Origin of the sequence: Streptosporangium fragile, assembly GCF_039534445.1 — a bacterium.
Taxonomy (GTDB): Bacteria; Actinomycetota; Actinomycetes; order Streptosporangiales; family Streptosporangiaceae; genus Streptosporangium; species Streptosporangium fragile.
On sequence record NZ_BAAAVI010000062.1, the window covers coordinates 1 to 25,910 of the forward strand.

Sequence of the window (25,910 nt, forward strand, 5' to 3'; positions counted from 1 at the left end):
CGCCCCGCGCCTGCCGGGCCCGCGACGGCTTCCCGGCCCGGCGCACCCGCCCGGGGGCCGGCGGGCCGCCCGCACCGCCCGCTACCAGGCGGTGTAGCCGCCGTCCACCAGCACCACCGAACCGGTCATGTAGGAGGCCGCGTCGGAGGCGAGGAAGGCGACCACGGAGGCCACCTCCTCGGGGCGGGCCAGGCGCTCGACCGGGGTGCGGCGGCGCCAGTCGGCCAGCCACTCCTCGGAGATGCCCTCCCTGGTCAGCTCGGTCGCCACGTAGCCGGGCGCCACCGCGTTGATCCGCACCCCGGTGCGGGCGAACTCGACGGCCAGCGACTTCACCATCAGGTGCACCGCGCCCTTGGAGGCGTTGTAGGCGGTCTGGGCCTGCGGGGCGTTGGCGATCTCGCCGGACATCGAGCCGATCGCGACCACCGAGCCGCCCGGCCGGCCCGCGCCGGTCATCCGGCGCGCGGCCTCCCTGGCGCACCAGAAGGACCCGTTGACGTTGACGTCGAGCACCCGCTGCCACTCGCCGGGTCCGATGTCGAGGGAGGGCGTGTGGGAGGCGACGCCCGCGGAGGTGACGAGCACGTCGAGCGAGCCGTGGCGGGCCACGACGCCGTCGAAGGCCGCGGCCACCGCCCGGGGGTCGCGGACGTCCAGGTGCACGTACTCCACGGCCGGTCCGTCGCCGCCGAACGAGGCCGCGGCGGCCTCGCCCGCCTCGTCCAGGACGTCGGCGATGACGACGGCCGCCCCCATCTCGCGCAGCGCCTCGGTGACGGCGAACCCGATCCCGCGGGCCCCGCCGGTGACCACGGCGACGCGTCCACTGAGATCGAGACGTTCCCGGTACATCGTGCCTCCTGCGGCGTAGATGGTAGTGTTGCTACACAGTTTGCCCCATGCTCTAGGGTTCGTACCGACAAATGCGGACAGACTCGTGAGATTTCCTTTGGAAGAGATAGTCTCACTACCCCATGTGGCGGGCCGGAGCCCTTCTCGTCAAGGAGAGTTGCGTGAGTTCAAGCCCAGCGTTCCCCGCCCTGCCGGTGCAGTTGGAGCCCCTCGCCCACCACGGGATGATGCGGGGCGGGAACGGCCGCTACGAGAAGTTCCTCGGTGACCTGGCGGGCCTGTACCGCGACGGCGCCGCCTTCGAGGCCGCGCTCTCCCGCGACGACGGGACGCCCGTCTACTGGGTCGAGTCGAGCACGCCCGAGGAGGGCGAGGGCGCCCTCACCGTCGGGCTGAGCGTGCTGGAGGCGGGCTCCGTCGGCGACGAGTACTTCATGACGCGCGGCCACCTGCACCGCAAGGCCGACCGCGGGGAGCTGTACTACGGGCTCAGCGGCAACGGCGTGATGCTCCTGGAGTCGGTCGAGGGGGACAGCCACGCCGTCGAGATCAACCCCGGCCAGGCCGTGCACATCCCCGGGCACTGGGTCCACCGCAGCGTCAACGTCGGCAAGACCCGGCTGGCCACCCTGTTCTGCTACGCGACCGACGCCGGGCAGGACTACGAGATCATCGAGCGGGCCGGTGGGATGAAGCAGCTGGTCGTGCGCGACGGCGAGGGCTGGACGACCCGCCCCAACCCCGGCCACCGGGGCTACCGCCATGTCTGACCTCACCGGGCGGACCGGCTCCGCCGCCGCGCCCGCCGTCCCCGCCGGGACCGCCCCCGAGCGGGACGCCGCGGCACGCGAGTCGCTGGCGCGCCGGGTCGACATCAGCTGCGTGCAGGCCCACCACGCCTACGACGACATCGCCCGGCTGGCCGAGCTGGCCCGCGAGCACGACTTCGTCAGCGCCCACGTCCTGCCGCAGTGGGCCGGGGTCCTCGCGGGCCTGCTGAAGGGCTCGCGGACGCTCACCGGCGCCCCGGTGGGCTTCCCCTCCGGCGGCGCGACGACGGCGACCAAGCTCGCCGAGGCGGAGGAACTGCTGGCCGCCGGCGTCCAGGAGCTCGACGTCGTCATCGCCGTGGGCCGCCTGCGCTCGGGCGACCTGCCGTACGTCACCGGCGAGCTGGCCCGGGTCGCGGACCTCGTCGGCGGCGCCGTCCCGCTCCGCGCCATCATCGAGGTCGGCCACCTGGACGACGGGCAGGTCCGCGCCGCGACCCGGTGCGCGGTCGAGGCAGGCGTCCCCTGGGTGAAGACCGGGACCGGCTGGTCCGGCGTCCCGACGACGGCCCACCACGTCCGCCTGATCGGCGAGGTCGCCGCCGGGCGGGCCAGGATCAAGGCGGCCGGGGGCATCCGCGACGCGCGGACCGTCCGGGAGATGGAGGAACTGGGCGTCGAGCGGTTCGGCATGAACGCCGCCGCCGCGGTCGCCGCGGTCGCCGCCTACGACGCCGAGGTGTCCCGATGAGCTTTCCCGTCATGACCAGCACGACGCTCCGGCCCGCCGAGGCGCCCACCCTGTACTTCATCGGGGTGACCACCGGCCGGTCGTCGATCCAGAAGGTGTTCCCCCGCTGGGCCGGGCGGCTCGGCCTGGACGGCGCCCGCTTGCAGGGCGTCGACCTGCCCCTGCACGCCGACCCCGGGGAATACCGGCGGGTCGTGGAGTTCATCGCCTCCGACGAGCTGAGCATGGGCGCCCTCGTCACCACCCACAAGATCGACCTCTACCGGGCCTGCGCCGACCTGTTCGACATCGTCGACCCGCACGCGAAGATGATGGGCGAGACGAGCTGCCTGTCCAAGTCCGAGCTCGGCCTGGTCGCGCACGCCAAGGATCCGATCTCCAGCGGGCTCGCGCTGGACGCCTTCATCCCCGCGGGACACTGGGCCGCCACCGGCGCCGAGGCGCTCAGCATGGGCGCCGGGGGCTCCACCATCGCCATCACGTGGTACCTCAGCCGTCCCGAGCGCGGCGCCGACCGCCCCTCGCGGATCGTCGTGACGAACCGCTCGCAAGAACGCCTGGACCACCTGCGCGCCGTCCACGAGCGGCTCGGCACCGACACGCCCTTCGACTACGTCCTCGCCCCCGAGACCCCGCGCAACGACGCCGCCGTCGCCGCGCTGGCCCCGGGCTCCCTCGTCGTCAACGCCACCGGCCTCGGCAAGGACGCCCCCGGCTCCCCGCTGGGCGACGCCGCGCGCTTCCCCCGCGGCGGCCTGGCGTGGGACCTGAACTACCGCGGCGACCTGGTCTTCCTGCGGCAGGCGCGCGCCCAGCGCGAGGAACGCGACCTCCACGTGGAGGACGGGTGGACCTACTTCCTGCACGGGTGGACACAGGTGATCGCGGAGGTGTTCCATATCGCAATCCCGGAGACGGGGCCCGAGTTCGACACCCTGTCCGAGCTGGCCCAAGCTACCCGTTAGGACGACCGGTCATGAACCAGACAGAACTCGCTCCACCCACGTCGAGCGAGACGCTCCTCGAACGCATCACCCGCGCCATGCCGACCATGCGGAAGTCCGAGCGCAAGGTGGGCGACGTCGTGCTCGCCGACCCCGCGCGGGCGATGAACTTCACCATGGCCGAGTGCGCGGAGGCCGCCGGGGTCAGCGAGCCCACCGTCATGCGCTTCTGCAGCTCCATCGGCTGTGAGGGCTTCCAGGACTTCCGCATCCAGCTGGCCCAGACCATGGCGCTCGGCCTCCCGGTCACCCACTCGGCCATCGCCCCGGCCGACAACACCGCCGACCTGGCCGAGAAGATCTTCAACCACACGATCAGCAGCCTCGACCGGGCCAGGCGCAACCTCGACCTCGGCAGCGTGGAGCGGGCGATCCAGGCCCTCCTCGCGGCCGACCAGGTGCTGTTCGTCGGCTTCGGCGCCAGCGGCATCATCGCCCAGGACGCCCAGCAGAAGTTCCCGCTGTTCGGCATCCCCTGCGACGCCCCGGCCGACTTCCACCAGCAGTTCATCGCCGCATCCATGATGGGCGGGTCCCGCGCCGTCATGTTCGCGATCTCCAACACCGGGCACACCGCGGAGACGCTGACCGTGGCGCGGGCCGCCAGGAACGCCGGAGCGACCGTCATCGCCCTGGTCGGCAGCGACAGCCCCCTGTCGGAGCTGGCGGACATCACGCTGAAGGCGAGCACGTTCGAGGACACCGACGTCTACACCCCCAGCACGAGCCGCCTGGCCGGGCTGGTCGTCGTCGACATCCTGGCCACCGGCGTCGCGCTCCGGCGCGGCCCCGAGCATCTGGAGAGGATCAGCCGGATGAAGAGCCGGCTCGCCACCATGCGCCACGAGGTCGCCGACGACCCCCGCCGTCCCCGCGTCGTGGGCGAGCAGGCGTGAACGAGACGGTCCTCGCCCTGGACCTCGGCACCGGCGGGTGCAAGGCCTCCCTCTGGACGGCCGCCGGCACCTGCCTGTCGGAGGCCGTCACCGGCTACCCGACCCGGCACCCGGCGGTGGGCTGGAACGAGCAGCGGCCCCGCGACTGGTGGGACGCCGCCGTCTCCTCCACCCGCGCGCTGCTGGAACGCGTCCCGGGGGCGCGGATCGCCGGGATCGCGCTGTCCGGGCAGAGCCTCGGCGCGGTGATGCTCGACGGGCACGCCGAGCCGGTCCAGGAGTCCACCCCCATCTGGTCCGACGCGCGGGCGGCGGCCGAGGCGGCGGAGTTCTTCTCGGCCGTCCCCGAGCACACCTGGTACGCCACGACCGGCAACGGCTTCTCGCCCGCCCTCTACCCGATCTTCAAGGCGATGTGGTTCCGGCGGCACGTCCCCGACGCCTGGCGGCGCGCCCGCGTCCTGGTCGGGTCGAAGGACTACGTCAACCACCGGCTGACCGGTGTCCTGGCCACCGACCACTCGTACGCCTCCGGCAGCGGCGCCTACGACCTGGTCGCGCGCCGCTACGACACCGCCTTCCTGGACGCGGCGGGTCTCGGCGCGGACGTGTTCCCGGAGATCATGGAGGCCACCGACACCGTCGGGACGGTCACCGCCGAGGCCGCCGCCGCGCTGGGCGTGCCCGTCGGCACCCCGGTCCTCGCCGGGGCGGTCGACAACGCCTGCATGGCCCTCGGATCGCGCGGCACCGCGCCCGGCCGGGTCTTCGCCTCGCTCGGCTCCTCCAGCTGGATCACCGTCACCGCGGAGCGGCCCGTGCTCGACGCCGGCTCGCGCCCCTACGTCTTCACGCACGCCGTGCCGGGGCTCTTCATCAGCGCGCTGTCCACCTTCAGCAGCGGCACCAGCATCGCCTGGCTACGCGACCTGATCGCACCCGGCACGGAGATCGGCGACCTCGTCAGCGAGGCGTGCCAGGCCCCGCCGGGCTCCCGGGGCGCCCTGATGCTGCCCATGCTCAGCGGCGGCACCCCCGCGGAGGGCGGCCCGGCGGCACGCGGGGTGCTCATGGGCCTGGACCTCGCGCACGGGCGCGCCGACCTCGCCCGTGCGGGACTGGAGGGCGTCGCCTTCGCGCTGCGCCGCGGCCTCGACACCATGCGGAGCCTGGTCGACTGCGAGCCCGAGCTGCTGATCTCCGGCGGCGGGAGCCGGCACCCCGGGTGGAACCAGATCTACGCCGACGTGCTGGGCGCGCCGCTGGTGCGCACCGCCGTCGACCGGCAGGCCGCGACGCTCGGCGCCGCCGCCGTCGCGTTCGTCGGCCTCGGCCTGTGGCCCGGCTTCGACCGGGCCGACACCCCGCACGTGCCCGTCGAGCGCTACGAGCCCGATCCCGCCGCGCGGGACGCCTACGAGCCCGCCCGCCGCCGCTTCGACGCGGCCGTACGGGCCCTCGCCGACCTGCAGAACAGCGCGGTCCCCGGGCCGGACCCGGGTGACGCCGCATCCCCCGGATCGCCCCCCGATCCCTCACCCCCAGGAGACCACCGTGGATGAGCTCCCGCTCGTCGTCATCACCGGCGCGAGCTCGGGCATCGGCGCCGCCGCCGCCCGGGTGTTCTCGGCCGCCGGCCACCCCGTGCTCCTGCTCGCCCGCCGGGCGGAGCCGATGGAGGCCCTCGGCCTGCCGCGCGCCCTCTGCGTCGCGGCCGACGTCACCGACACCGCCGCGGTCGCACGCGCGATCACCCGGGCCGAGGCCGGGTTCGGCCCCGTCGACCTGCTGGTCAACAACGCCGGGATGATGTCGCTGGCCCCCGTGGTCGATCTCGACCCCGGGCACGTCCAGCGCATGTTCGATCTCAACTGCGTCGTCCCCGTGCTGCTCAGCCGGCTCATCCTGCCCGGCATGCTGGCGCGTCGCGGGGGGACCATCATGAACGTCGGCTCCATCGCGGGCAAGACCCTGTACGGCGACCACACCGTCTACTGCGGTACGAAGTACGCCCTGCACGCCATGACGGAGGGCCTGCGCCGGGAGACCGCCCCGCACAACGTGCGCGTGATGCTCGTGGCACCCGGCATGGTCGACACCGGCCTGCTCGGCAACACCGGGGAGGGCGAGGTGCTCGACGCCTACCTCGCCTACAAGAAGTCCATCGGCGGCGGGCTCGTGGCAGAGGACGTCGCCGCGGCCATGCTGCACGCCTACCGGCTGCCGCAGCACGTGAACCTGCGGGAGGTCGTCGTCGCCCCCACGGTCCAGGACGCCTGACCCATGACGACCGACCGGTGCGAACCCCGCATCCTGATCACCTCCCGATCCTTCTCCTCCGGCACGGTCGACCTGGTCGAGCGGCTGCGCCTGGCCGGGTACGCGGTCGAGCGCTCCGGCGCGACGCACGACCTCGCCGAGCTGCGCGGCCCGCTGCGGTACGCGACCGGCTGGATCGCCGGGACCGGGCCCATCACCGAGGGCCACCTGGAGGCCGCCCCGAACCTGCGTGTGATCGCCCGCTACGGCGCCGGCGTCGACGCCGTCGACCGCGGCGCCGCCGCCCGCAGGGGCATCGTCGTCACCAACACCCCCGGTGCCAACGCCCAGGCCGTCGCCGACCACACCCTCGCGCTGATGCTCGCCGCGCTGCGCGGCGTGGTGCGCGGCAACGAGCGCGTACGCGCCGGCGACTGGGGCGTGTGGCAGTCACGCGAGCTGAGCGGCACCCGGGTCGGCGTCGTCGGCCTGGGCCGGATCGGCAGGGAGGTGGTCGCCCGCCTGGCCGGACTCGGCTGCGAGGTGCTCGGCCACGACCCGTACCTGCCCCCGGCGGACCTCGCCCTCCTCGGGGTCGAGGCGGCCTCCCCGGAGCGGATGGCCGCCGAGTGCCACGTCGTCACCCTGCACGCCCCGGGCGGGACGCCGCTGGTCGACGCGGCGTGGCTGGCGCGGATCGGCGAGCCCGTCACCCTCGTCAACACCGCCCGCGGCGACCTGGTGGACGAGTCCGCGCTCGCCGCCGCCCTGCGCGCGGGACGGGTCGCCGCCTACGCGGCCGACACCCTGCGGGTGGAGGGCGGGCACACCGACAGCCCGCTGCTCGCGCCCGACCTGCGCGAGCGCGTGATCGTGACCCCGCACCTGGCCGCCCAGACCGTCGAGGCGGTCGACCGGATGGGCCTGGCCGCCGTCGACGACCTGCTGCGGGTGCTCGACGGCCGCGTACCGGCCAACCTCGTCCCGCCGCCCCGCTCGTGAGCGGGCCCCTCCCCGGCGCGGACGCCGTGATCCGGACGGTGCTGGGCGACGTCCCGCCCGGCCGGCTGGGGCGCACCGACTACCACGAGCACCTGTTCCAGGCGACGCCGCTGCTCTCGGGGGACGAACTGGACGACGAGGAGCGCAGCGCCGCCGAGGCCGGCCTCCTGCGGGCCTCCGGCATCGACGCGATGATCGACGCCACCCCCTGCGCGCTGGGCCGCGACCCGGCCGCCGTCGCCCGGATCAGCCACCGCACCGGCCTGCGCGTGGTGATGACCACCGGTGCCCACCGCCTCGACCACTACGGGCCCGACCACTGGATCACCCGCCTGTCCCCGGACGACCTCGCCGCCCTCTTCACCCGCGACCTCCTGCACGGCGTGCCCGCCCGTGACCGGCCCCCGGGCCGGGCGGGCGAGACCCCGGCCGCGGGACCGGACGGGGAGCCGGTCCGGGCGGGGGTGCTGAAGGCGGGGATCGGGTACTGGTCGATCGGCGCGTTCGAACGGCGCGTGATCGAGGCCGTCGGAGAGGCGCACCGGCGGACCGGGGCGCCGGTCATGGTGCACCTGGAGCACGGGAGCGCCTCGTTCGAGGTGCTCGCGCTGCTCCGGGAGAACGGGGTCGCCGCCGGCCGCGTCGCGCTGGCCCACATCGACCGCAACCCCGACCCCGGCCTGCACGCGGAGCTGGCGGCGGCCGGCGCCTACCTCGGTTACGACGGCGTCGCCCGCCATCGCGGGCATCCCGACTCGGTGCTGCTCGACTGCCTGTGCGAGGTGGCCGCCCGCGGTGGGGCCTCCCGGCTGCTGCTGGGAGGCGACGTCGCGCGCCGCACCCGCTACGTCGCCTACGGGGGCATGCCCGGCCTCGGCTACCTGGGGGAGCGGTTCCTGCCCCGGCTGCGCGAGCGGGCCGGCGAGGCCCTGGAACGTGCGATCCTCGTCGACAACCCCGCGCGCCTCCTCGCCCGGCGCGCGGTGCCGAACCCCGCCCGACCAACCGGCTGAGCGGCCACGGCCGCCGGTCGGAACCCCCGGCCTCAGCCGGGAGGACATCACGAGGAAGAAGACCGGTCATGGCCCTGTTCGACATGCCGCTGGAGCAGCTGAGGACGTACACGCCCGAGCGGGAGGAGCCCGCCCGGTTCGACGCGTTCTGGCGCGAGACGCTGGACCTGACCCGCGCCTTCCCGCTCGACCCGGTGCTCACACCGCGGCGGACCCCGCTCGACCTGTTCGACGTGGCGGAGATCGGGTTCTCGGGCTTCGGCGGCCACCGCGTCGGCGGCTGGTTCATCCGGCCCCGGGACGCGGCGGGGCCGCTGCCCTGCGTGGTCCGCTACCTGGGCTACGCGATGGGACGCGGGTTCCCGCACCAGTGGCTCGCCTACCCGGCCGCCGGATGCGCCACGCTCGTGATGGACACCCGGGGCCAGGGCGGCGGATCGGGGGTTCCCGGCCACACCCCCGACCCGGTGGGCGGCAGCACGCCCGAGGTGCCCGGGTTCCTCACCCGGGGCCTGAACAGCCCGGAAGACTACTACTACCGGCGTGTCTACGCCGACGCGGTCCGCGCGGTGGAGGCCGCGGCGGCGCTGCCCGGCGTCGACCCGGACCGGATCGTCGTGGCGGCGGGCAGCCAGGGCGGCGGCGTCGGGCTCGCGGTGGCGGGGCTGGTCTCGCCGTCGCTGCGGGCCGTGATCCTCGACCTGCCGTCGCTGATCCTGTTCCGCAGGGCGACCGAGATCAGCAACGTGGGCTCGCGTGCGGAGATCGCCGAGTACCTGCGGACCCACCGCGGGCGCGTCGAGGAGGTCTTCGAGGTGCTCTCCTACTTCGACGGGGTCAACTTCGCGGCCCGCGCCACCGTCCCCGCCTGGTTCTCCGCCGCCCTGATGGACCAGGTGTGCCCGCCGTCGACGGTCTTCGCCGCCCACAACCACTACGCCGGGCCCCGGCGGATCCGTGTCTGGCCGTACAACGGCCACGAGGGCGGGGGCGGGGAACAGGAGGAGGCCAACCTCGCCCTGGTCCGTCGCCTGGTCCTCGACGGCGAGTGACCCGGAGCCCGGCCCGCACCGGGCCGGGCTCCGGGCGTTTCGGTCAGGGGGTGACCAGGTTCAGCTTCGCGTCGTCGATGAACGCGGTGTTGTCACCGGTCGTCGTGGTGGCGGTGAACGTGATGGCGTGGGTTCCCGCCGTCGCCGTGAAGCTTTCCGTGGTGAAGGGGGCGAACTCCGCCGTCGACGGCGTGTAGGTGCCGATGACCTTGTCGTCGAAGGAGACGGTGAACGTCTGGAGCCCGCCGAACCCCTGCCTCCTGGCGGCCCGGAAGCTCAGCGTGTAGGTCCCGGCGGAGAAGGCCATCTCCTGGGTGAACGTGCCGGGCACACCGTCCCGGGTCTGCAGGTAGGCGGTCTGCACCCCCTCCGGCGCGGTGGCCGCGCCGAACTGGCTGCCGTTGCGCTGCACGCCGGCGCGGCTGTTGAAGGTCCAGCCGTCCGTCATCGGCCCGGGTTTGATACCGGGCGTCGGCGGTGACTCGAACCCCGTGTTGATCAGGCTGGGCGCCTCGGGCGGTCTGGGCAGCCCGATGCGGACGGCGTCGATGAAGGCCGTGTTGTCGCCCGTCGTGGTCGTCGCGACGAACGCGACGGTGTGGCGCCCGCCGTCCGTCTCGAAGCTCGCCGTCTGGTAGGTGAGGTAGGTGCCGGAGTTCGCGATGTACGTCCCGATGACGGTGTCGTCGAAGTAGACGTCGAACTTCTGGAGCCCGCCGAAGCCGCGCTTGGCGGCCTTGAAGGTCATCGAGTACGTCCCGGGCCTGAAGTTGATCTCCTGGCTGAACCGCCCCGACACCCCGCCGTCGGTCTTGAGGTAGGCCGTCTGCACACCGTCCGGGGCCGCGGGGGCGCCGAACGGCCCGGCGTTGTTCTGCACGCCGGCGCGGCTGTTGAAGGTCCAGCCGTTGGTGAACGGGCCCGGCCGCGCGGTCGCGGTGGCGGGCTTCTCGAAGCCCGCGTTGTAGACCGTGACCAGCGGCGTCTCCTCCGGGATCTCCGGGTTGACGTAGCACCGCTTGTCCACGCCGGGGATCGGGTCGCCGCCGAAGTTCCCGGCCGTGCACTCGACGCCGTCGGTGAAGGTCTTGTAGGTGAACAGGCCGTCCGCGCCGAAGGCGACGCTCGCCTCGCCCTCGAAGTGGCACCGGCCGCCCTCGTACATGCAGAACCGGTAACCGTCGGGGGCGCTGCTGATCTGGAGAATCTTGTACACGCCGTCGGCCAGGCCCGAGTCCTTCATGCCGGACCTCACGGCCAGGGCCCGCACGCGGGTGGTCGCGGCCTCCTTGAGGATGATCGGCCGGACGTAGACCGGGGACGCGGTGGTCGGGACCGACCCGTCCGTGGTGTAGTGGATCGTGGCGCCGGGCGTCGCCGTCGTGATCGAGACCGCCTCCGCCGAGTCGTAGACGCCGTCCTCGAGGCTCAGCGCGGGGACCTCGACGGTGTCCTTCCGCGAGGCGGGCACCACCGTCACCAGCGCCACCCCGTGGCCGTCCGGGTCCTTCCTGCTGGTCGCCTTGACGGCGACGGTCCTCTGGGTGGTCACCACGGGGGCGTGGAAGACGCCGCCGGGGGTGACGCGGCCGTTGCCGGCGCCGGCGACGCTCCAGGTCACCCCGGCGCGGTTGTCGAGGACGGACGCGTTCAGCTTCAGCGCCTTGCCCGAGGTGACCTGCGCGGTCAGCGGGGTGACCTTCACCTGGGTCTGGGGCGGCGCGGTGGTGTAGACGGCCACCGTGTAGCCTGCGCCGATCCCGGGGTCGGTGAAGGACGTTCCGGCCCTGAACGCGCCGCTTGCGGCCGGCAGCAGCGCGTGCCCGGTGCGGGCCACGTCGTCCTGGTAGACGAACCTGTGGAAGGTGCGGCCGATGTGCCGGCCGCCGAAGTCGAACGTGACGTTCTTCGCCGCACCGGCCTTGCTCTCCAGCACGATCGTCCACTGGCCGTCCTCGGTGCGGAAGGCGGCGGCGCGCAGGTCGGGGGAGCCGGTGTCGACGGCGATGACGTCGCTGCGCTCGGGCACGTAACGCATGAGCAGGCCGGCCGAGTAGAAGCTCCGGCTCGGCTCCAGGCCCAGCAGGAGGGAGTCCCACAGGGTGTACGTGCCGTTGGTGTCGCCGTCGGGGTCCTTGGTGTGCACCCCGGTCATCTGCCAGACCAGGGCGGAGGTCAGCCCTTCGTTCGCGGCCTTGATGACGTGGTTGGCGAAACCGGAGTCCCAGCCGCTCGTCAGGGGGTCGGACCACCCGAACTCAGTCATGTGCACCGGTTTCGTGCCGGCCGCCTGCCTGCGGCTGGCGATCTCGGCGCTGAGGTGCTCGTACGAGGCCCCGTAGACGTGGAAGCCGTAGCCGTCGATGTGCTCGCTCGCGTTGGCCGCCATGTACTGCGTCCAGGTGTGGTCCACCTCCTCGGGCGCCCAGATCTCCACCAGGTCGCGCAGGCCGTCCGCCTTGAGCCGGTCGCCGGTCCTGGCGACCATGGCCGCGTAGTACGCCTTCTGGTCGCCGGGGGCCTCGAAGTCCCAGCTCCCGTTGGGCTCGTTGTAGAAGGTCAGGTACTTGACGTTGTCGTAGCCCCGGTTCCGGATCAGCTCCTCGAGCGCGGCGGAGGCGGACGCCGCGTAGGCGTCGAGGTCGGCGGGGGCGCTGATGTAGGGGTCGACGCCGGGGATCACGAACCAGTCGTGGACCTTCTCGCCGACCTTCCACCCGAAGTTGAGCTCGACCTCGGTGCCGACCTCCTTGAGCACGTCCAGATACTTGTAGAAGGCGAGCATCCGGTCGCTGTCCCAGGTGTAGCGGCCCTTCTCGGGCTCCATCCAGTCGATCTGGAACCACACCCGGGCGATCTTGGGTTTGATCGTGAGGATGCGCTTGCGGTCCATCTCCCAGTCGGCCTCGTCGTAGCCGTACTGGGTCGAGCCCTCCATGAGGTTGCCGGGGATGATGTTCACCCCGACGCCCCGGAAGCCCCGCTGCACCACCGAACCGGGGTCGATCGTGACGGTGTGCGCCGCCGGGGCGGTCGCGGCGGCGCCGGCCGACACCGGGGCGGCCGTTCCGAGGGGGAGCAGCAACGCGGCGGCCAGCGCGGCCAGGCGGGCCGTGACGCCGGTCGCGGGCGGGAGATCCATTCTTCTCGCCGTCCTTCCGTGTGAAGAGGGGTGATCGGCGGGTGGGGGATCACAGGGTGCGGTCGCGCGGTTCCGCGCCGTGCGGTGTCCTCGTCGGCGCCGATGGTGTGACGGACGCGGGGCGAGGCCTCTCGCCCTGCCCGGACCGCCCGGGTGCGGGCCGTCCGGTCAACCGTCCGGAAATGAACGGTAATGTAAGGATCCTGTCATTACAACCATGCAACCGGAGAGTGAAACGGAACCCGGTCCGTTGATCGGAGTGTGGCCGGAGGCGCGATAGTCTCAGGTCTCATGATGAGCCGAGCGACCAGCATCGATCGCTCCTCGCCCATTCCGCTGTACTACCAGCTCAAGTCGCTGCTGACCGACCAGATCGAGCGGGGTGTCCACGCGCCCGGTGACCGGCTCCCCGGCGACCACGAACTGTGCGCCCGGTACGACGTCTCGCGCACCGTCGTCCGGCAGGCGCTCGCCGAACTGGAGCTCGAAGGCCTGATCCACCGGGTGCGCGGCCGGGGGACGTACGTCTCGCCCCCCAAGGCCGCCCAGGGCCTCGTGCAGTCGCTGACGGGGCTGCACGAGGAGGTCACGACCCGTGGCGCGACGATGCGCAGCGACGTGCTGACCCTCGAGGTCGTGCCCGCGCCGGCGCACGTGGCCACCGAGCTGAGGGTCGCCCCGGGCACCCCGGTCGTCTTCCTGGAGCGGGTGCGCCACGTCGACGGGGAGCCCTGGGTCTACACGACGACCTACCTGCCCGCGGCGGTCGCCCCCGGGCTGGAGGCCGAGGACCTGACGTTCGCCTCGCTCTACGACCTCCTGGAGCGCAAGTACGGCGTCGTGCTCTCCCACGGCCACCGCTCCATCGAGGCCATCCTCTCCACGCCCGAGATCGACGCGCTCCTCGGCATCGGCCCCCGGGCGCCCCTGCTGGTGCTGCGGAGCATCAGCTACGACGAGTCGGGGCGGGCGGTGGAGACCTTCGTCTCCTACAACCGGGCCGACCGCAGCCGCTTCGAGGTCGACGTCGCCCGCGCGCCCGGACCCCGGCACCCTCCCGCCGGCTAGTCAGCCTCCATCACCAGCGGTGGGAGCACGAATCGGCGTATCACGTACTACGCCACACCCTCATGAACGGGCGAGTCCTGCGCTCCGGTGACCCCGCCGGACTCGAGCAGGAGATGTGGTCGCCACTGACGCTCCACCAGTCGCTGCGCACGGTGACAGTGGACGCCGCCGAGTTCCCGGCCGGTATCGGTGTCGAAGGCACCGGCCGGGAACTCGGCGGGCGGCGTGGAGGCCGAATCGCCGGACGCTACACGATTTCTTCCGGCTTGAGAGCGGGTGACCGCCGGAAGGTGATGAGGCTGACCAGGGCCAGCACGGCGAGGTTGAGGACCAGCGCGAATATCCCCACGTTGAGATGGAGCAGCGGGGACGGAAGGAACGGCGCCACGTCGGCCATGCTCAGGCCGTTCACGGTCAGATAGACGATGGCCCCGGTTCCGGCCAGCATCCCGGCGGCGGCGCCCCAGTCGTTGGCCGGGTTCCTGGGCAGCAGGCTGAGGAACAGCGCGGGGGCGAGCTGGGTGACCAGCGCGTAGGCGAGCAGCAGCAGATTCACGATCGCCGCGCCGTCGTTCAGCGCGAGGTAGATGGTCACCGCTCCGACGCAGGGCACCATGAGCCGGGCCACCCGGCCGATGTCGGCTCCGGGCCGCAAGGGCTTGTACACATTGTTGGCGATCAACGCGGATGTGGTGTTCAGCAGCATCGCCCCGGGCACGAGCGCGGCCAACAGCCCGGCCCCGCCGACCAGGCCGATGACCACGGGCGGCAGCGACTCCTTGGCCAGTCGCAGCAGCGACAGGTCGGCCTGGCCCGCGGGCAGCCCGGGCACGGCCAGCACGGCGGCGAAGCCGGCGAAGAACACGAACAGCAGGAACAGCTGGTAGAGGGGGAAGACGACGGCGTTCTTCCTGAACGTCGACTCCTCGCGCGCCGAGAACGTGGCCGCGAACAGATGCGGCCACATGTAGAAGCCGAGAGTGGACACCACCACCGTCGAGATGTACCAGGAGACGCCCAGGTCATCGGTGTGCAGTGCGGCGAATCGCGGACGTGCGGCCTCGATCGCCGCGAACAGGTCACCGAAGCTGCCGAAGTACCGCAGCGGCAGGTAGATCCCCAGGAACCCGACTACGATCACGATCAGGATGTCCTTGACGACCGAGGTCCACGCCGCGGCGAAGAGCCCGGACAGCGTCACGTAGCCGGTGAGCAGGACGCCGCCGATCACGATCGCGGCGGATGAGGGCACCGCCCCGTACGACGCCTCGGCGACGATGATGCCGAGGCCTTTGAGCTGCAGCACGAGGAACGGCACCATACCGGCGACACCGATGACCGTGACCACGACGCCGAGGCCACGGCTGTTGTACTTCCGGATGAAGAAGTCAGCCTGTGACACCAGGTCATGATCTTTCGCATACCGCCATAGCACGGGCAGGAGCCAGTACGAGACGACGTAGGCGAGAGTCACGTACGCGAGGATGTAGTACGCCGCGCCGCCGTTGCCGTAGACGAACCCGCTGATGCCGAGGAAGGTCGTCGTCGTGTAGATCTCCCCTGCCATCAGAAGGAAGACGAACACCCCGCCGAGCGAGCGCCCGCCCACGGCCCATCTCTCCAGGCTCATGGCGCTGCGCCCGCGTGCCCGGATGCCGAGGTAGACGGCCACGCCCAGAGCCAGGACCATCAGGGCGAGCGAAACGATCACTGCTCGGCCTCCTCACGGTTCGCCGGGTCGAGCCGGTACACCCCTGCCATGCAGGCCGAGGTGACGACGATGGACAGGCTCAGCCAGAACAGCAGGAACGGCAGCCCGAGCACGTACGGCTCGACGCGGTTGACCCATGGGACCGCGCCCAGAAAGAGCGCGAACGGCACTGCGGCCAGGATGAAACGCAACCACATGGGCCCTCTCCTCATCCGGAAGTCAGGAAGGCGGTACGGAGGTATACGGCGGTGGCGGTGGCCATGTCGTCGATGGACACCCACTCGTCGAGGCTGTGCGCCTGGGCCAGCGAGCCAGGGCCGAACAGAGCCACCGGCGAGCCGAAGTACGCCGCGTCGGAGCTGGCCGGGAACCCGTGCGGAGCGCAGTCGGGGACGTGGCTGAGCTGGGCCGCGACCCGCAGCGTCTCGGCCAGCCAGTGGCCCGCAGGCAGTTCGTAGGCCTCGACGGTCCACCACGCGTCGCCGATCGACCACGTTCCCGGCTCCAGGCTCGCGACCAGTTCGGCGCGGGCGCCGGCGGGGCTCTCGCCCGGCAGCAGGCGGCGGCTGAACTGGATGCGGCACTCGGAGGGCACGATGTTCGGTTTCGTGCCTCCCTCGATGACGCCGACGTTCACCGTGGCAGGGCCCAGCAGCGGATGCCGTCGCGAGTCGAGCGCGCGCTGGTGGTCGTCGAACATGCCCAGCAGCCGTGCCGCCGACAGGATGGCGTTGCTGCCGTGCTGAGGGACGCTTCCGTGTGTGGCCAGCCCCTCGACCCGCAGCTCATAGGCCGCGAGCCCCTTGGTGGCCAGGCAGAGTGTCAGCTCGGTCGGCTCGCCGATTATCACCGCGTCGGCGCGGAGTCCGCTCGCGCCGAGCGCTTTGGCGCCTTCTTGGCGGTATTCCTCGTCGCCCACACCCGCGATCAGCAGGTCTCCGGAGAGCCTGATCGACTGCGCGGCCAGGACCTCGGCCACCTCCAGGTAGCAGGCGAGCGCGGCCTTCATGTCACAGGCACCACGGCCGTAGACCTTGCCGTCGCGTACGAGACCGGTGAGCGCCTGCGGGTACCCCGTGGTCTCCACCGTGTCCATGTGGCCGGCGAACATCAGTGACCTGCCCGCCGACGTGCCGGGCAGTCGCGCCAGCGCGTTGTAGCGGCCCGGGGCGTACTCGTCGACGTCGCACGTCCAGCCGAGCTTCCGGAGCCGGTCGCGGAGGTAGGCCGATACCTGCTTCTCACCCTCCTCCTCGTCGTCCGGCACCTTACCGAAGGGGTTCACGCTGGGTAGTTCGATGAGCTCGCAGAGAGTTCTCGCCAGCCGGTCGCGGTCGATCTGCTCGACGCAGCGGACCAGCTGCTCGGGGGGTGGGACATCCATGGATATGCTCCTCTGTCCGAATCTGGACAGTATTGTATCGATCGATCTATTCAGTGACTAGAGCGTCCTGTGGTCCGAAGGAGGCGGCCCTTGCCGGAACGCGCCGGCCGGAATCGCGAGCACGTCCGACCTCGATGCCCGGCAACCGCGGTGACCGGCGCGGCCACGGCCGGGCACGTGGAAGCGCCGTTCGCCTCGCTCCGTGCGGCGGTGGCCGCCCGCCACCCGTCTATCACCGGTTTTCTTCATCTCTGCGGCCTGGGGCTGATAAGAGATCGGTAAGACCGTACTGTCATGGGGCACCTACAGTGCGTGACTTTCGTCAGGCTGGAGGGGCGGATGCGACAGGGGAGGCGCTATGCACGGTGAGCACGACCGCACTCACGGCCATGGCCTCAGCGCGAGACCGCGCGGGCGTATGCCGTACAGCGACCTGCCGTACGGGATGCCGCCGGGTGCCCCGGGACCGCCGGAACCATCGGGACCACCGGCACCACCTGGACTTCCGGGACCGTCGCGCCCGGCGCGGCCCGCGGAGTCCTCGCGGCCGGAGGAGCCCCTGGAGTCGACGCAGCCCATGGAGCCGGTACGGCCGCCGGTGCGGCCGATGCGGCTCGTCGCGCCCGCCCGATCGGCGCAACGGGCCCCGCGGGGCGTGGGACGGCAGGGTCCGTCGCGGGGGGAGCAGCGGGAAGTCCGGGCGGGGGAGAGGCCGGCCGGGACGGACCGGCGGTGGGAGGGGCCGGCAGGGCGGGATCGGCCGGCCGGCCGCTGGGAGGCGGTCGGCCGGATGGGGGACGGCTGGGCGGCGGACCGCCGGGATCCGGGCGGCTGGGACGCGGATGCCACGGGCGGCTGGGCGGCGGGCGGCTGGGCGGCGGATGCCACGGGCGGCTGGGCGGCGGATCGCCGGGATCCGGGCGGCTGGGAAACGGAGGGCGGGGACGACTGGACGGACCGCCGGGACGCGGGCGGTGCCGTCGGATTCCCGCGGTCCGGCAGAAGGGCCTGGACGGACATCTCCAGCAGGCCGTTCTCCATGCCTCCGCCGCCCGGCCCGTGGCAGCGGCCGTGGAGGCGGATCTCACGCGAGCGACTCCTGCGGCCCGCGTTGATCGCCGGGTTCCTCGCCGCCGCCGGGGTGGGCATCTGGTCGTCGGGCTGGTCGCCGTTTCCCGGGCGGCCCACCGCGGGCGCGGCACCGGCCTCCGCGCCGGAGCGCGTGCCCGTCGGCCGCGACGTGCCGATCACTCCCGCACCCGGCGGTTCCGCCGCGCCGGGTGCTGCCCCCGGCGCTCCGGCGCCCGGCGGTACGGTGCCACCGGTCGCCTCCGCACCGCCCGGGTCCGGGAACAGTCCCCGGGCCTCGGCCAAGAAGGCGCGGAAGGCGGACAACGCCCGGAAAGCGGGGAAAGCAGGCAAAGCAGATAGAGCAAACAAGGCAGGCAAGGCGCGGAAGGCGCCGCGCAGTCGCGGTTCGGCGCACGCCCTCCCGGCGGAGGCCGCGCGCCCCGGGCAGTCCCGCCGGGAGAACCGGGCGGGGCAGGGCTCGCGGCACCGGGAGGGGCGCGGCGGGCATCGCTCGCCGGATGCCCGCGGCCGGTCCGGGCCGGGGGAGAACGAACGGTCACGGGGCCGGGGCACGGAGGCCCGGCGGCCCGGGACCGGGGGCGCGGAGGCCCGGCGGGTACGGCCGAGACCCGCGCCCGGCCCGGAGTCACCCGCGCCGGGGCCGGAGTCACCCGCGCCGGGACCGGCCGCGCCGGCGCCACCCGTGAACAGGCCACCCGAGCCCCGCGCCGACGGTGGCACCGGCACCGGCACCGGCGGCCTGTTCGCCGGGATCAGCGCCGCCTACGCCTGCCGCCACCTGCCGCCCGGCGACTGGCGGTACGCCTACTGCGTGCAGGTCTGGAACGACTACCGGCGCAGGAACGGCCTGCCGTAGCCGCATCCGCCCCGCCCCGCCCGGCGGGGCGGATGCGGCATCAGAAGATCGTCCCGGCGAACGGCAGCGCGTCGGTGCGGAACAGTTCGTCGGCCGCTTCGACCGCGCCGTCCCGGTGTACGGTCACCCGGCCGGCGCGGACGTGCTGCCACCAGCGCGAGCCCCCGAGGTAGAGCGCCCCGAGGGTCGCGACGTCCACCGACAGGTCGGCCGGGGCGTCGGTCCTGACCGCTCCCCCGGCGGTGATCGAATAGGAGCCGGTGTTCTCCGGCAGCAGGTCGTCGGTCACGGCCAGGACCACCGAACCCGGGCCCCGGTAGGCGCGGCTGTCCAGCGCCGCGGGCACGTCGAGGAGCCGCAGCCACGTCTCGTCGGAGACGGAGACCGTGCGGACGGCCCGTTCGTCGGTCAGCAGCACCGCGAGCGGGTCGTCGAGGGCGGTGAAAGGGAAGACGATCCGGTCGACGAGGTCGACCGCGAGCAGGTGCCGGATCAGCCCGGTGTACGCCTCCGGCGTGGTGGCCACGAAGTCGTCGACGACGATCGTGCGCTCCCGGCTGGTGAACCACTCGGCGGTGCCGATCGGGTGGTACCGGACGAACCCGTCTTCCGCGTCGGCCGGGCCGTGCACGGCGACGTAGGCGGGACCGGCCTCGCCGCCGTACCGCAGTTCCTGCAGCCGCCACCAGTGGCCGGGCCGGTGGATCGCGCCGGTCCAGGACACGTCGCCGGCCTCGTAGATCCGGGTGAGCAGTTTCCACGACGTGGCACCGTCGACGAGCCGTACCTGCCCGCCGCCGGGCACGGTGTCCCGCAGGCGGGCGTCCCGGCGGGAGAGCTCGCGCCGGGCGAACGAGCTCGCGACGCCGTACCCGAACCGCTCGTAGATCACCGCCTCGGACGCCCGCAACGTGGCGACGACCTCCCCCCGCCGCGCGAGGTCGATGAGCTGGTGCCGGAGCAGCGCCGTCACGATTCCGCGCCGCGTGTGCGTCGGCAGCACGCCGACATGGGTGACCGCGGCGTGCGGGACCCGCGCCCCGCCCGGCACGACGAGCCAGCCCGAGTACGAGTCGGTCGTGCCGGCCAGCTCTCCGTCGGCGAAGGCGCCGAGGGCCCGGCCCGGCTCGAAGAGCTGTAGGAGGTCGGTGCCGGGCGGAAGGGGCGGCAGGCCGACCATGGCCGTACGGAACACCGCGGCCGCCGTGAGGAGTTCGTCCTCGCGGACGAGGACTCGCACATCTGTCATGGTTGTTTCCTCGCTCGGGTGGGGGGCTGGGAGGGCCGGTCACGTGCCGCTGCCGTGCCGGGGGCTCGCGCCGTTCGCTCAGGTGGCGCCGGCCGGGTCCCGCAGGTGGGTGATGACGTCGACCACGAACGTCGAGATCACGAAGATCGCCGCTGCCAGGACGGTGGTGCCGATGACGACCGGGAAGTCACCCCCGACCGCGGCTTCGACGGCCAGGCGCCCGACCCCGTCGAGGCCGAAGATCTGCTCGGTCACGATGGCGCCCCCCATGATAGCGGCGAGTTCGAGCCCGCTCAGGGTGATGATCGGATTCAGGGCGGCCTTGAGCGCGTGGTCGAAGTGGACCCTGCGCTCGCTGACGCCTTTGGCGCGGGCGGTGCGGATGTAGTCGGAGCCCAGGACGTCGAGCATGTTCCCGCGCACCACACGCTGGAAGATCCCGATCTCGGCGATGGCGATCGTCAGCCAGGGCAGCGCCAGGTGCCGGGCCCATTCCACCGGGTCCTCGGTGATGCCGACGTAGCCGCTGCTCGGGAACCACCTGATGCCGTATGCCGAGAGCTTGAAGTACAGGAAGTACGAGAGCAGGATCCCGCTCAGGAAGGTGGGCACGGACAGGCCCGCGTAGGAGAGCGCGGAGAGGAACCGGTCCACCCAGGTGCCCGGTTTCCTGGCCGCCAGCACGCCCAGCAGGATCGAGAGCGTCATCCAGATGACGAGCGCGCCCAGCGCGAGGGAGAGCGTCACCGGCACCTTGGACAGGATCAGCTCGGTGACGGGGCGCTGCTGGCGGAACGAGTACCCGAGGGCGGGCGGCCAGTTGAACAGGCCCATCGGCGCGCCCTGGATGTCGGGCCCGCGGTACAGGTAGTGCCAGAGCTGCAGGTACCACGGCTCGTCGAGGCGCAGCGCCCGGGTGATCCCGTCCAGCGTCTGCTGGTTGGCGTTGCGCGGTGCGAGCACGGCCGCCGGGTTGCGGTAGGCGATGCGTGTGATCGCGAAGGTGATGACCAGCACGATCAGCAGGGTCGACACCGCGCGGGCCGCGTGGCCCAGGATCTGCCTTCTCATGGTGTGGTCCCTCTCATCCGTGATCGGGGTCGAGGACGTTGCGGATGCCGGTGCTGATCGCGTTGAACCCCAGCACGGTGATGAACATGGCGATGCCGGGCCCGAGCAGGAACCACGGCTGCACCTGGTAGAGCGACGACCGCTGCGCCTCCGCGATCATGTTGCCCCAGCTCGCCGTGGGCGCCTGGACGCCGACGCCGAGGAACGACAGGGTCGCCTCGGAGAGGATGTTCAGCGGGAGCTGAACCGCCCAGTACACCGCGACCACCGGCAGGACGTTGGGCAGGATCTCCCGCACGATGACGCGGCGACGGCTCGCGCCGACCGAGAGGGCCGCCTCGACGAAGGGCTTGTTGCGCAGCACGATGACCAGCCCCCGGGTCAGCCGGGCGAAGTACGTCCACGCGAAGAGCGAGATCACGATGATGACGAGCACGACGGGGTTCAGGATGGGCTCCCCGTCGCCGCCCCCGTTCAGCGCGACCAGGCTGAGCGCGGTCACCACGAAGGGGAAGGAGAGCGCGACGTCGATCCCCTGGGAGAGCAGCCGGTCGGTGCGCCCGGCGAAGAACCCGGCGATCAGCCCGACGGCCGTCCCGACGACGAGGGCGAGCGTGGTCGCGGGTATGCCGACCAGCAGGGAGATCCGGGCGCCGTACAGGGTCCGGATGAGGACGTCGCGGCCGTTGCCGTCGGCGCCGAGCAGGAAGTCGCCGTTCGGGCCGACCGGGAGCCCGCTCTCGCTGAGCGCCTCCGATCGGAACTGCTGGTTCGGGTCGTGCCCGGTGAGCGCCGCCGCGAGCGGCGCGAGCAGCGCCGACAGCACGATCACGCCGACCAGGACCAGGCCGACCTGCGCGGAGCGCTCGCGCAGGATCGCCCCGAGGACGGGTCCCGGGAAGCGGCGTGCCCGCCGGGAGGCGGGCGCCGGATCGCCGTCCGGCTCCCGCTCCGGCAGCGCGATGCGGGACGGCGGGCCGGACCCGGTGAGGGGTGCGTCCGGTGACGCGGTGCGGGACGGCGGGCCGGGTTCGGTGAGGGGTGCGTCCGGCGGCACGGTGCTAGACATGGGCCACCCGGCCCGTCCCGGGCCCGGCGCCCAGGTCGTGCGGATGGTCGTCCCCGTCCGGCGCGTGCGACTCCGGCACCTTCACGAGGCGTCCCCGGCCCGGGATCGAGGCGAGCAGCGTACGCGTGTACGGGTGCCGGGGGCCGGTGAACACCTGCCGGGTCGAGCCCTCCTCCACCACCCGCCCGTCCTTGAGGACGACGACCCGCTCGCAGAGGTCGGCCACCACTCCGAGGTCGTGCGAGATGAACAGGAAGGACACCCCCAGCTCCGCGCGCAGCCGCCGCAGGAGCGCGACGATCTGCGCCTGCGTCGTGATGTCGAGCGCGGAGACGGGCTCGTCGGCGACGACCACCGACGGCCCGAGCGCGACGGCACGGGCGATGGCGACCCGCTGCCGCTGTCCGCCGGAGAGCTGGGACGGGAACCGGTCCAGCACCGACGGGGGCAGTTCGACCCGCTGCGCGAGCGCTTCGACCCGGGCGCGGATCTGCGCGGCCGGGAGTTCCGTGTTCACCACGAACGGTTCGGCGAGCGTGGCGGCGATCCTGCGCCGCGGGTTGAGGCTTCCGTAGGGATCCTGGAACACGACCTGGATGGCGGGGCGCAGGCTCGCGTCGAGACGGGCCGGGCCGCCGCCCGCCTCGTTGTAGACCGCGCCGCGCAACGACACCGACCCGGCGGTCGGCCGGATCAGACCCGCGATGATCCGGCCGACCGTCGACTTCCCCGACCCCGACTCGCCGACGAGGCCGACGATCTCGCGCTCGCCCACGTCGAACGAGACGTCGGCGAGCGCGGTGAAAGAGTCCTTCCGGCCGCGGCGGCGGTAGCTCATGTGCACCGCGGAGACCGTCAGCAGCGGGCCCGGATCCGCGACCGGGCCCTCCGCCGGTCCCGCGGACGGGCTCGCGGCGGGTCCCGCGGCCGGGTCCGCGCCGTTCCCCGCCGTGTCGGCGGGCTCGTCCCCGGCGACCCCGTCCCCGGCGACCCCGTCCCCGGCGACCCCGTCCCCGGCGGGCCCGTGCCGTGCCGCGCCGAGCAGCGTCCTGGTGTACTCGTGCCGTGGCGCGGTGTAGATCCGGGACGCCGGCGCGGTCTCGACCGCCTCGCCGCCGCGCATCACCACGACGTCGTCGGCGATGTCGGAGACGACGCCGAGGTCGTGGCTGACGAAGATCAACGCTGTGCCGTGCGCCGCCTGGAGCCGCCGCAGCAGCTTCAGGATCGACGCCTGCACGGTCACGTCGAGCGCCGTGGTCGGCTCGTCGGCGATGATCAGCCCCGGGTTCAGCGCGACCGCCATGGCGATCATGACGCGCTGGCGCATCCCCCCGGAGAAGTGGTTCGGGTAGTCGTCGATCCGACGCTCGGGGTCCTTGATGCCGACCTCGCCGAGCAGGTCGAGCACGCGCCGCCGCAGGGGGCGCCGCCCGACCCGCTCGTGAGCGGTGATCGCCTCCGCGATCTGACTGCCGATGGTCTTGAGCGGGTGCAGGTTGCTCAGCGGGTCCTGGAAGACGAACCCGATGTGCCGGCCCCTGATCGCCCGGAGCTGCCCGGGCTTCAGCGTGGTCAGGTCCGTGCCACGGTACAGGGCCGAGCCCCGCACCGTGGCACGGGCCGGCAGCAGGCCGGTCGAGGCCAGCAGGGAGACGCTCTTGCCCGAGCCCGACTCACCGACGATCGCGAGTGTCCGGCCGGGCTCGACGGCGAAGGAGACGTCGCGGACCGCGGTGAACGCCCGATGCCGGTCTCGGAACGTGACACTCAGATTTTCCACAGAGAACAAGGCCATGGCCGTCGTCTCCCTTCCGGCTCGGCTCAGCTCACCGGCTCACGGCGATGTTCGTGATGTCGGCCTGGGTGGCCAGCGAGGACCAGGTCCAGTTGCGCACCCGATCGGAGGTGATCGCGATCTTGCGCTTCTCGAACAGCGGGATCCACGGAAGGTCGGCCGAGACCAGCTTGTCGGCCTTGGCCCAGATCGGCCCGGGGTCGTCCGAGGGGAACGCCTCCGCCGCGAGCTTGTTCAGCTCGGGGTTGTCGTAGCAGATGGCGTGGACGTTGCCGGTGCCGCAGGGGGCGGCGTCGGAGTTGAGCCAGCCGCCGAGCAGCATCCGGGTGCTCGGCCCCTGCCAGTCGGGGGCGAAGCTACTGCTCAGGGAGACGTCCCAGCGGCTCTTGGGGTCCTGCAGGTACCCGCTGAACTGGGCGACCGGTACGGGGATGAGGTTGAGCTCGATCCCGGCCTTCGCCAGGTCGGCCTTGAGCGTGACGGCGATCGTCTCGAACTGCGCGTTGACGCGGTAGACGGCGTCGAGCTTCAGCCCGTCCGGGTAGCCGGCCTCGGCGAGCAGTTGCTTGGCCTTGGCCGGGTCGCCGGCGTTGCCCGGCGTGGGGTAGGGGTCGAAGGACTCGTGCCCGAGGATCGTCGAGGTGATGATCTGCCCGAGCGGCTTCGCCGCGATCTTGCCGCCCTGCGCCTGGACGAGGTTGGCCTTGTTCACCGCGTACGCCAGCGCCTGCCGCACCTTCAGCTTGCGCAGCGCCTCCGCGCCGGGGGAGGTGACGCCGGGACGCGCGTTGAACGTGATGAAGTTGGCCGCCCCGCTGTCGGAGGAGTGCAGGTTGGGGTTGTTCTGGGCCTGGTACTGCTGGATGGTGGTGAGCGGCGGCACGTCGAGGTAGAGCGAGAGGTCGGCGTCGCCCGACTGGATCTTCTGCACCACCGCGTCCTCGCTGTTCGCGGTGAAGTCCACGACGATCTCGTCGGCGTACGCCTTGCGCGCCGGATCTCCCGCGTGGTTGTATCCGGCGACCTTCTTCAGCACGAGGCTCCGGCCGGGCTCATAGGAGCTGATCTGGTACGGCCCGCTGGAGGGGTAGTTCTTCCGGAACTCCAGCGAGTCGCCGATGTACTTGGCGGCGACCTCCTCGGGCAGCGGCGACACGAAGTTCATGGACAGGATGGCGAGGAAGTCGTAGTTCTTCGTGTCCGACGTCAGCACCAGCGTCTTGTCGTCCGGCGCCGAGACGCCGGAGATCTCGTGGCTGTCGATGAACGCCTTGGACTTCGCCGGATCGCCCACCGGGACCTTGGCGAACTCCTTGCAGTACTCGGTGAAGCCGGAGAAGGCCAGGTGGAAGTAGTTGATCGCGGCCACCTGCTTGTTCGGGTCGCAGAACCGCTTGATCCCGTAGACGAAGTCGCGTGCGACGATCTCACGGGTCGACGATCCGGAGTACTTGATGTTGTCGCGCAGGTGGAAGGTGTAGGTCTTGCCGTCGTCGCTGACGTCCCACGACTCCGCGAGGTCCGGCACCAGCTCGGTGTCGTCCTTGATGCCGGTGGGGCTGCCCGGGTAGGTGACGAGCTGGCGGGTCAGAGCCCGCATGATCTCCCACGAGTCGACGCTGTACCCGGTGAGCGGGTCGAGCGCGTCGAGGTCGGATTCCAGGGACGCGATGCGCAGGGTGCCGCCCGGGGTCGGCGCGGCCGTCGCGGCCGGCGCGGTGGCGCCCGCGCCGGCCATCGTCGCGGCGGTTCCCGAGCACGCGCTCAGCAGGGCGGCACCGGCCACCACGGTCAGCAATGGGCGGAACAGTGTTCGTGAGGGTGCCGTCTTCTTCTTCACGGGTGGATCTCTTTCAGGGGGGTTTCGG

At 72.3% G+C, this 25,910-nt stretch carries 21 protein-coding genes; 11 read left to right on the plus strand and 10 right to left on the minus strand.

Going from position 1 to position 25,910, the window contains the following annotated elements; translation table 11 throughout:
- Positions 1-81: 81 nt before the first annotated feature.
- Entirely contained in the window at positions 82-855 is a 774-nt protein-coding gene (locus ABD841_RS31115) for an SDR family NAD(P)-dependent oxidoreductase (RefSeq protein WP_344979231.1), read from the minus strand.
- 161 nt (positions 856-1,016) lie between these two features.
- On the opposite strand from ABD841_RS31115, the gene ABD841_RS31120 reads away from it, so the two are divergent.
- The 9 genes from ABD841_RS31120 to ABD841_RS31160 all read left to right on the plus strand — a co-directional run bounded on the left by ABD841_RS31120 (position 1,017) and on the right by ABD841_RS31160 (position 9,602).
- A complete protein-coding gene (locus tag ABD841_RS31120; protein ID WP_344979234.1) occupies positions 1,017-1,625 on the plus strand; it encodes a glucose-6-phosphate isomerase family protein in 609 nt (202 codons plus the stop codon).
- Positions 1,618-2,376 carry a deoxyribose-phosphate aldolase gene (gene deoC, locus ABD841_RS31125; RefSeq protein WP_344979236.1) on the plus strand — a complete coding sequence of 253 codons (759 nt, stop codon included), beginning with the start codon at positions 1,618-1,620 and terminating at the stop codon, positions 2,374-2,376. The genes ABD841_RS31120 and deoC overlap by 8 nt, the downstream gene beginning before the upstream one ends.
- Positions 2,373-3,341: a shikimate dehydrogenase family protein gene (locus ABD841_RS31130; RefSeq protein WP_344979238.1), complete on the plus strand. Its 969-nt coding sequence runs from the start codon at positions 2,373-2,375 to the stop codon at positions 3,339-3,341. Before deoC ends, ABD841_RS31130 begins: the two co-directional genes overlap by 4 nt.
- An 11-nt stretch (positions 3,342-3,352) precedes the next feature.
- The gene (locus ABD841_RS31135) at positions 3,353-4,276 is read left to right on the plus strand and encodes an SIS domain-containing protein (RefSeq protein WP_344979240.1); all 924 of its coding nucleotides are present in this window, start codon (positions 3,353-3,355) and stop codon (positions 4,274-4,276) included.
- Positions 4,273-5,838 (plus strand): xylulokinase, encoded by a 1,566-nt coding sequence (locus ABD841_RS31140; RefSeq protein WP_344979242.1) that lies wholly within the window; start codon positions 4,273-4,275, stop codon positions 5,836-5,838. The genes ABD841_RS31135 and ABD841_RS31140 overlap by 4 nt, the downstream gene beginning before the upstream one ends.
- Positions 5,831-6,556: an SDR family oxidoreductase gene (locus tag ABD841_RS31145; RefSeq protein WP_344979244.1), complete on the plus strand. Its 726-nt coding sequence runs from the start codon at positions 5,831-5,833 to the stop codon at positions 6,554-6,556. The genes ABD841_RS31140 and ABD841_RS31145 overlap by 8 nt, the downstream gene beginning before the upstream one ends.
- Before the next feature lie 3 nt (positions 6,557-6,559).
- Positions 6,560-7,537: an NAD(P)-dependent oxidoreductase gene (locus ABD841_RS31150; RefSeq protein WP_344979246.1), complete on the plus strand. Its 978-nt coding sequence runs from the start codon at positions 6,560-6,562 to the stop codon at positions 7,535-7,537.
- On the plus strand, positions 7,534-8,550 hold the full coding sequence (locus tag ABD841_RS31155; RefSeq protein ID WP_344979248.1) for a phosphotriesterase family protein: 1,017 nt from the start codon (positions 7,534-7,536) through the stop codon (positions 8,548-8,550). Before ABD841_RS31150 ends, ABD841_RS31155 begins: the two co-directional genes overlap by 4 nt.
- Before the next feature lie 68 nt (positions 8,551-8,618).
- Positions 8,619-9,602, plus strand: coding sequence for an acetylxylan esterase (locus ABD841_RS31160; protein WP_344979250.1), 984 nt, complete (start codon positions 8,619-8,621; stop codon positions 9,600-9,602).
- 43 nt (positions 9,603-9,645) lie between these two features.
- Here the strand turns inward: ABD841_RS31160 and ABD841_RS31165 are convergent, their stop codons facing one another.
- Positions 9,646-12,744, minus strand: coding sequence for a chitobiase/beta-hexosaminidase C-terminal domain-containing protein (locus ABD841_RS31165; RefSeq protein ID WP_344979252.1), 3,099 nt, complete (start codon positions 12,742-12,744; stop codon positions 9,646-9,648).
- 291 nt (positions 12,745-13,035) lie between these two features.
- On the opposite strand from ABD841_RS31165, the gene ABD841_RS31170 reads away from it, so the two are divergent.
- Complete coding sequence (locus ABD841_RS31170) at positions 13,036-13,812, plus strand: GntR family transcriptional regulator (RefSeq protein ID WP_344979254.1); 777 nt, start codon at positions 13,036-13,038, stop codon at positions 13,810-13,812.
- Positions 13,813-14,059: 247 nt separating this feature from the next.
- Here ABD841_RS31170 and ABD841_RS31175 read toward each other — a convergent pair whose 3' ends face one another.
- The 3 genes from ABD841_RS31175 to ABD841_RS31185 are packed head-to-tail and all read right to left on the minus strand — an operon-like array spanning position 14,060 to position 16,907.
- On the minus strand, positions 14,060-15,523 hold the full coding sequence (locus ABD841_RS31175) for a sodium:solute symporter family protein (protein WP_344979256.1): 1,464 nt from the start codon (positions 15,521-15,523) through the stop codon (positions 14,060-14,062).
- The gene (locus ABD841_RS31180; protein WP_344979258.1) at positions 15,520-15,720 is read right to left on the minus strand and encodes a DUF3311 domain-containing protein; all 201 of its coding nucleotides are present in this window, start codon (positions 15,718-15,720) and stop codon (positions 15,520-15,522) included. Before ABD841_RS31180 ends, ABD841_RS31175 begins: the two co-directional genes overlap by 4 nt.
- A gap of 11 nt (positions 15,721-15,731) precedes the next feature.
- Entirely contained in the window at positions 15,732-16,907 is a 1,176-nt protein-coding gene (locus ABD841_RS31185) for a M20 family metallopeptidase (RefSeq protein ID WP_344979260.1), read from the minus strand.
- A gap of 1,774 nt (positions 16,908-18,681) precedes the next feature.
- Here ABD841_RS31185 and ABD841_RS31190 point away from each other — a divergent pair.
- The gene (locus ABD841_RS31190; RefSeq protein WP_344979262.1) at positions 18,682-18,855 is read left to right on the plus strand and encodes a hypothetical protein; all 174 of its coding nucleotides are present in this window, start codon (positions 18,682-18,684) and stop codon (positions 18,853-18,855) included.
- A 40-nt stretch (positions 18,856-18,895) separates the two neighbouring features.
- Here ABD841_RS31190 and ABD841_RS31195 read toward each other — a convergent pair whose 3' ends face one another.
- From ABD841_RS31195 to ABD841_RS31215, 5 genes are all read right to left on the minus strand, one after another.
- Positions 18,896-20,104 (minus strand): GNAT family N-acetyltransferase, encoded by a 1,209-nt coding sequence (locus tag ABD841_RS31195; RefSeq protein WP_344979264.1) that lies wholly within the window; start codon positions 20,102-20,104, stop codon positions 18,896-18,898.
- Positions 20,105-20,182: 78 nt separating this feature from the next.
- On the minus strand, positions 20,183-21,175 hold the full coding sequence (locus tag ABD841_RS31200; RefSeq protein ID WP_344979266.1) for an ABC transporter permease: 993 nt from the start codon (positions 21,173-21,175) through the stop codon (positions 20,183-20,185).
- A gap of 13 nt (positions 21,176-21,188) precedes the next feature.
- Positions 21,189-22,244 (minus strand): ABC transporter permease, encoded by a 1,056-nt coding sequence (locus ABD841_RS31205; protein ID WP_344979268.1) that lies wholly within the window; start codon positions 22,242-22,244, stop codon positions 21,189-21,191.
- The gene (locus ABD841_RS31210) at positions 22,237-24,027 is read right to left on the minus strand and encodes a dipeptide ABC transporter ATP-binding protein (protein ID WP_344979270.1); all 1,791 of its coding nucleotides are present in this window, start codon (positions 24,025-24,027) and stop codon (positions 22,237-22,239) included. The genes ABD841_RS31205 and ABD841_RS31210 overlap by 8 nt, the downstream gene beginning before the upstream one ends.
- Before the next feature lie 46 nt (positions 24,028-24,073).
- Positions 24,074-25,882: an ABC transporter substrate-binding protein gene (locus ABD841_RS31215; protein WP_344979272.1), complete on the minus strand. Its 1,809-nt coding sequence runs from the start codon at positions 25,880-25,882 to the stop codon at positions 24,074-24,076.
- Positions 25,883-25,910 lie beyond the last annotated feature (28 nt).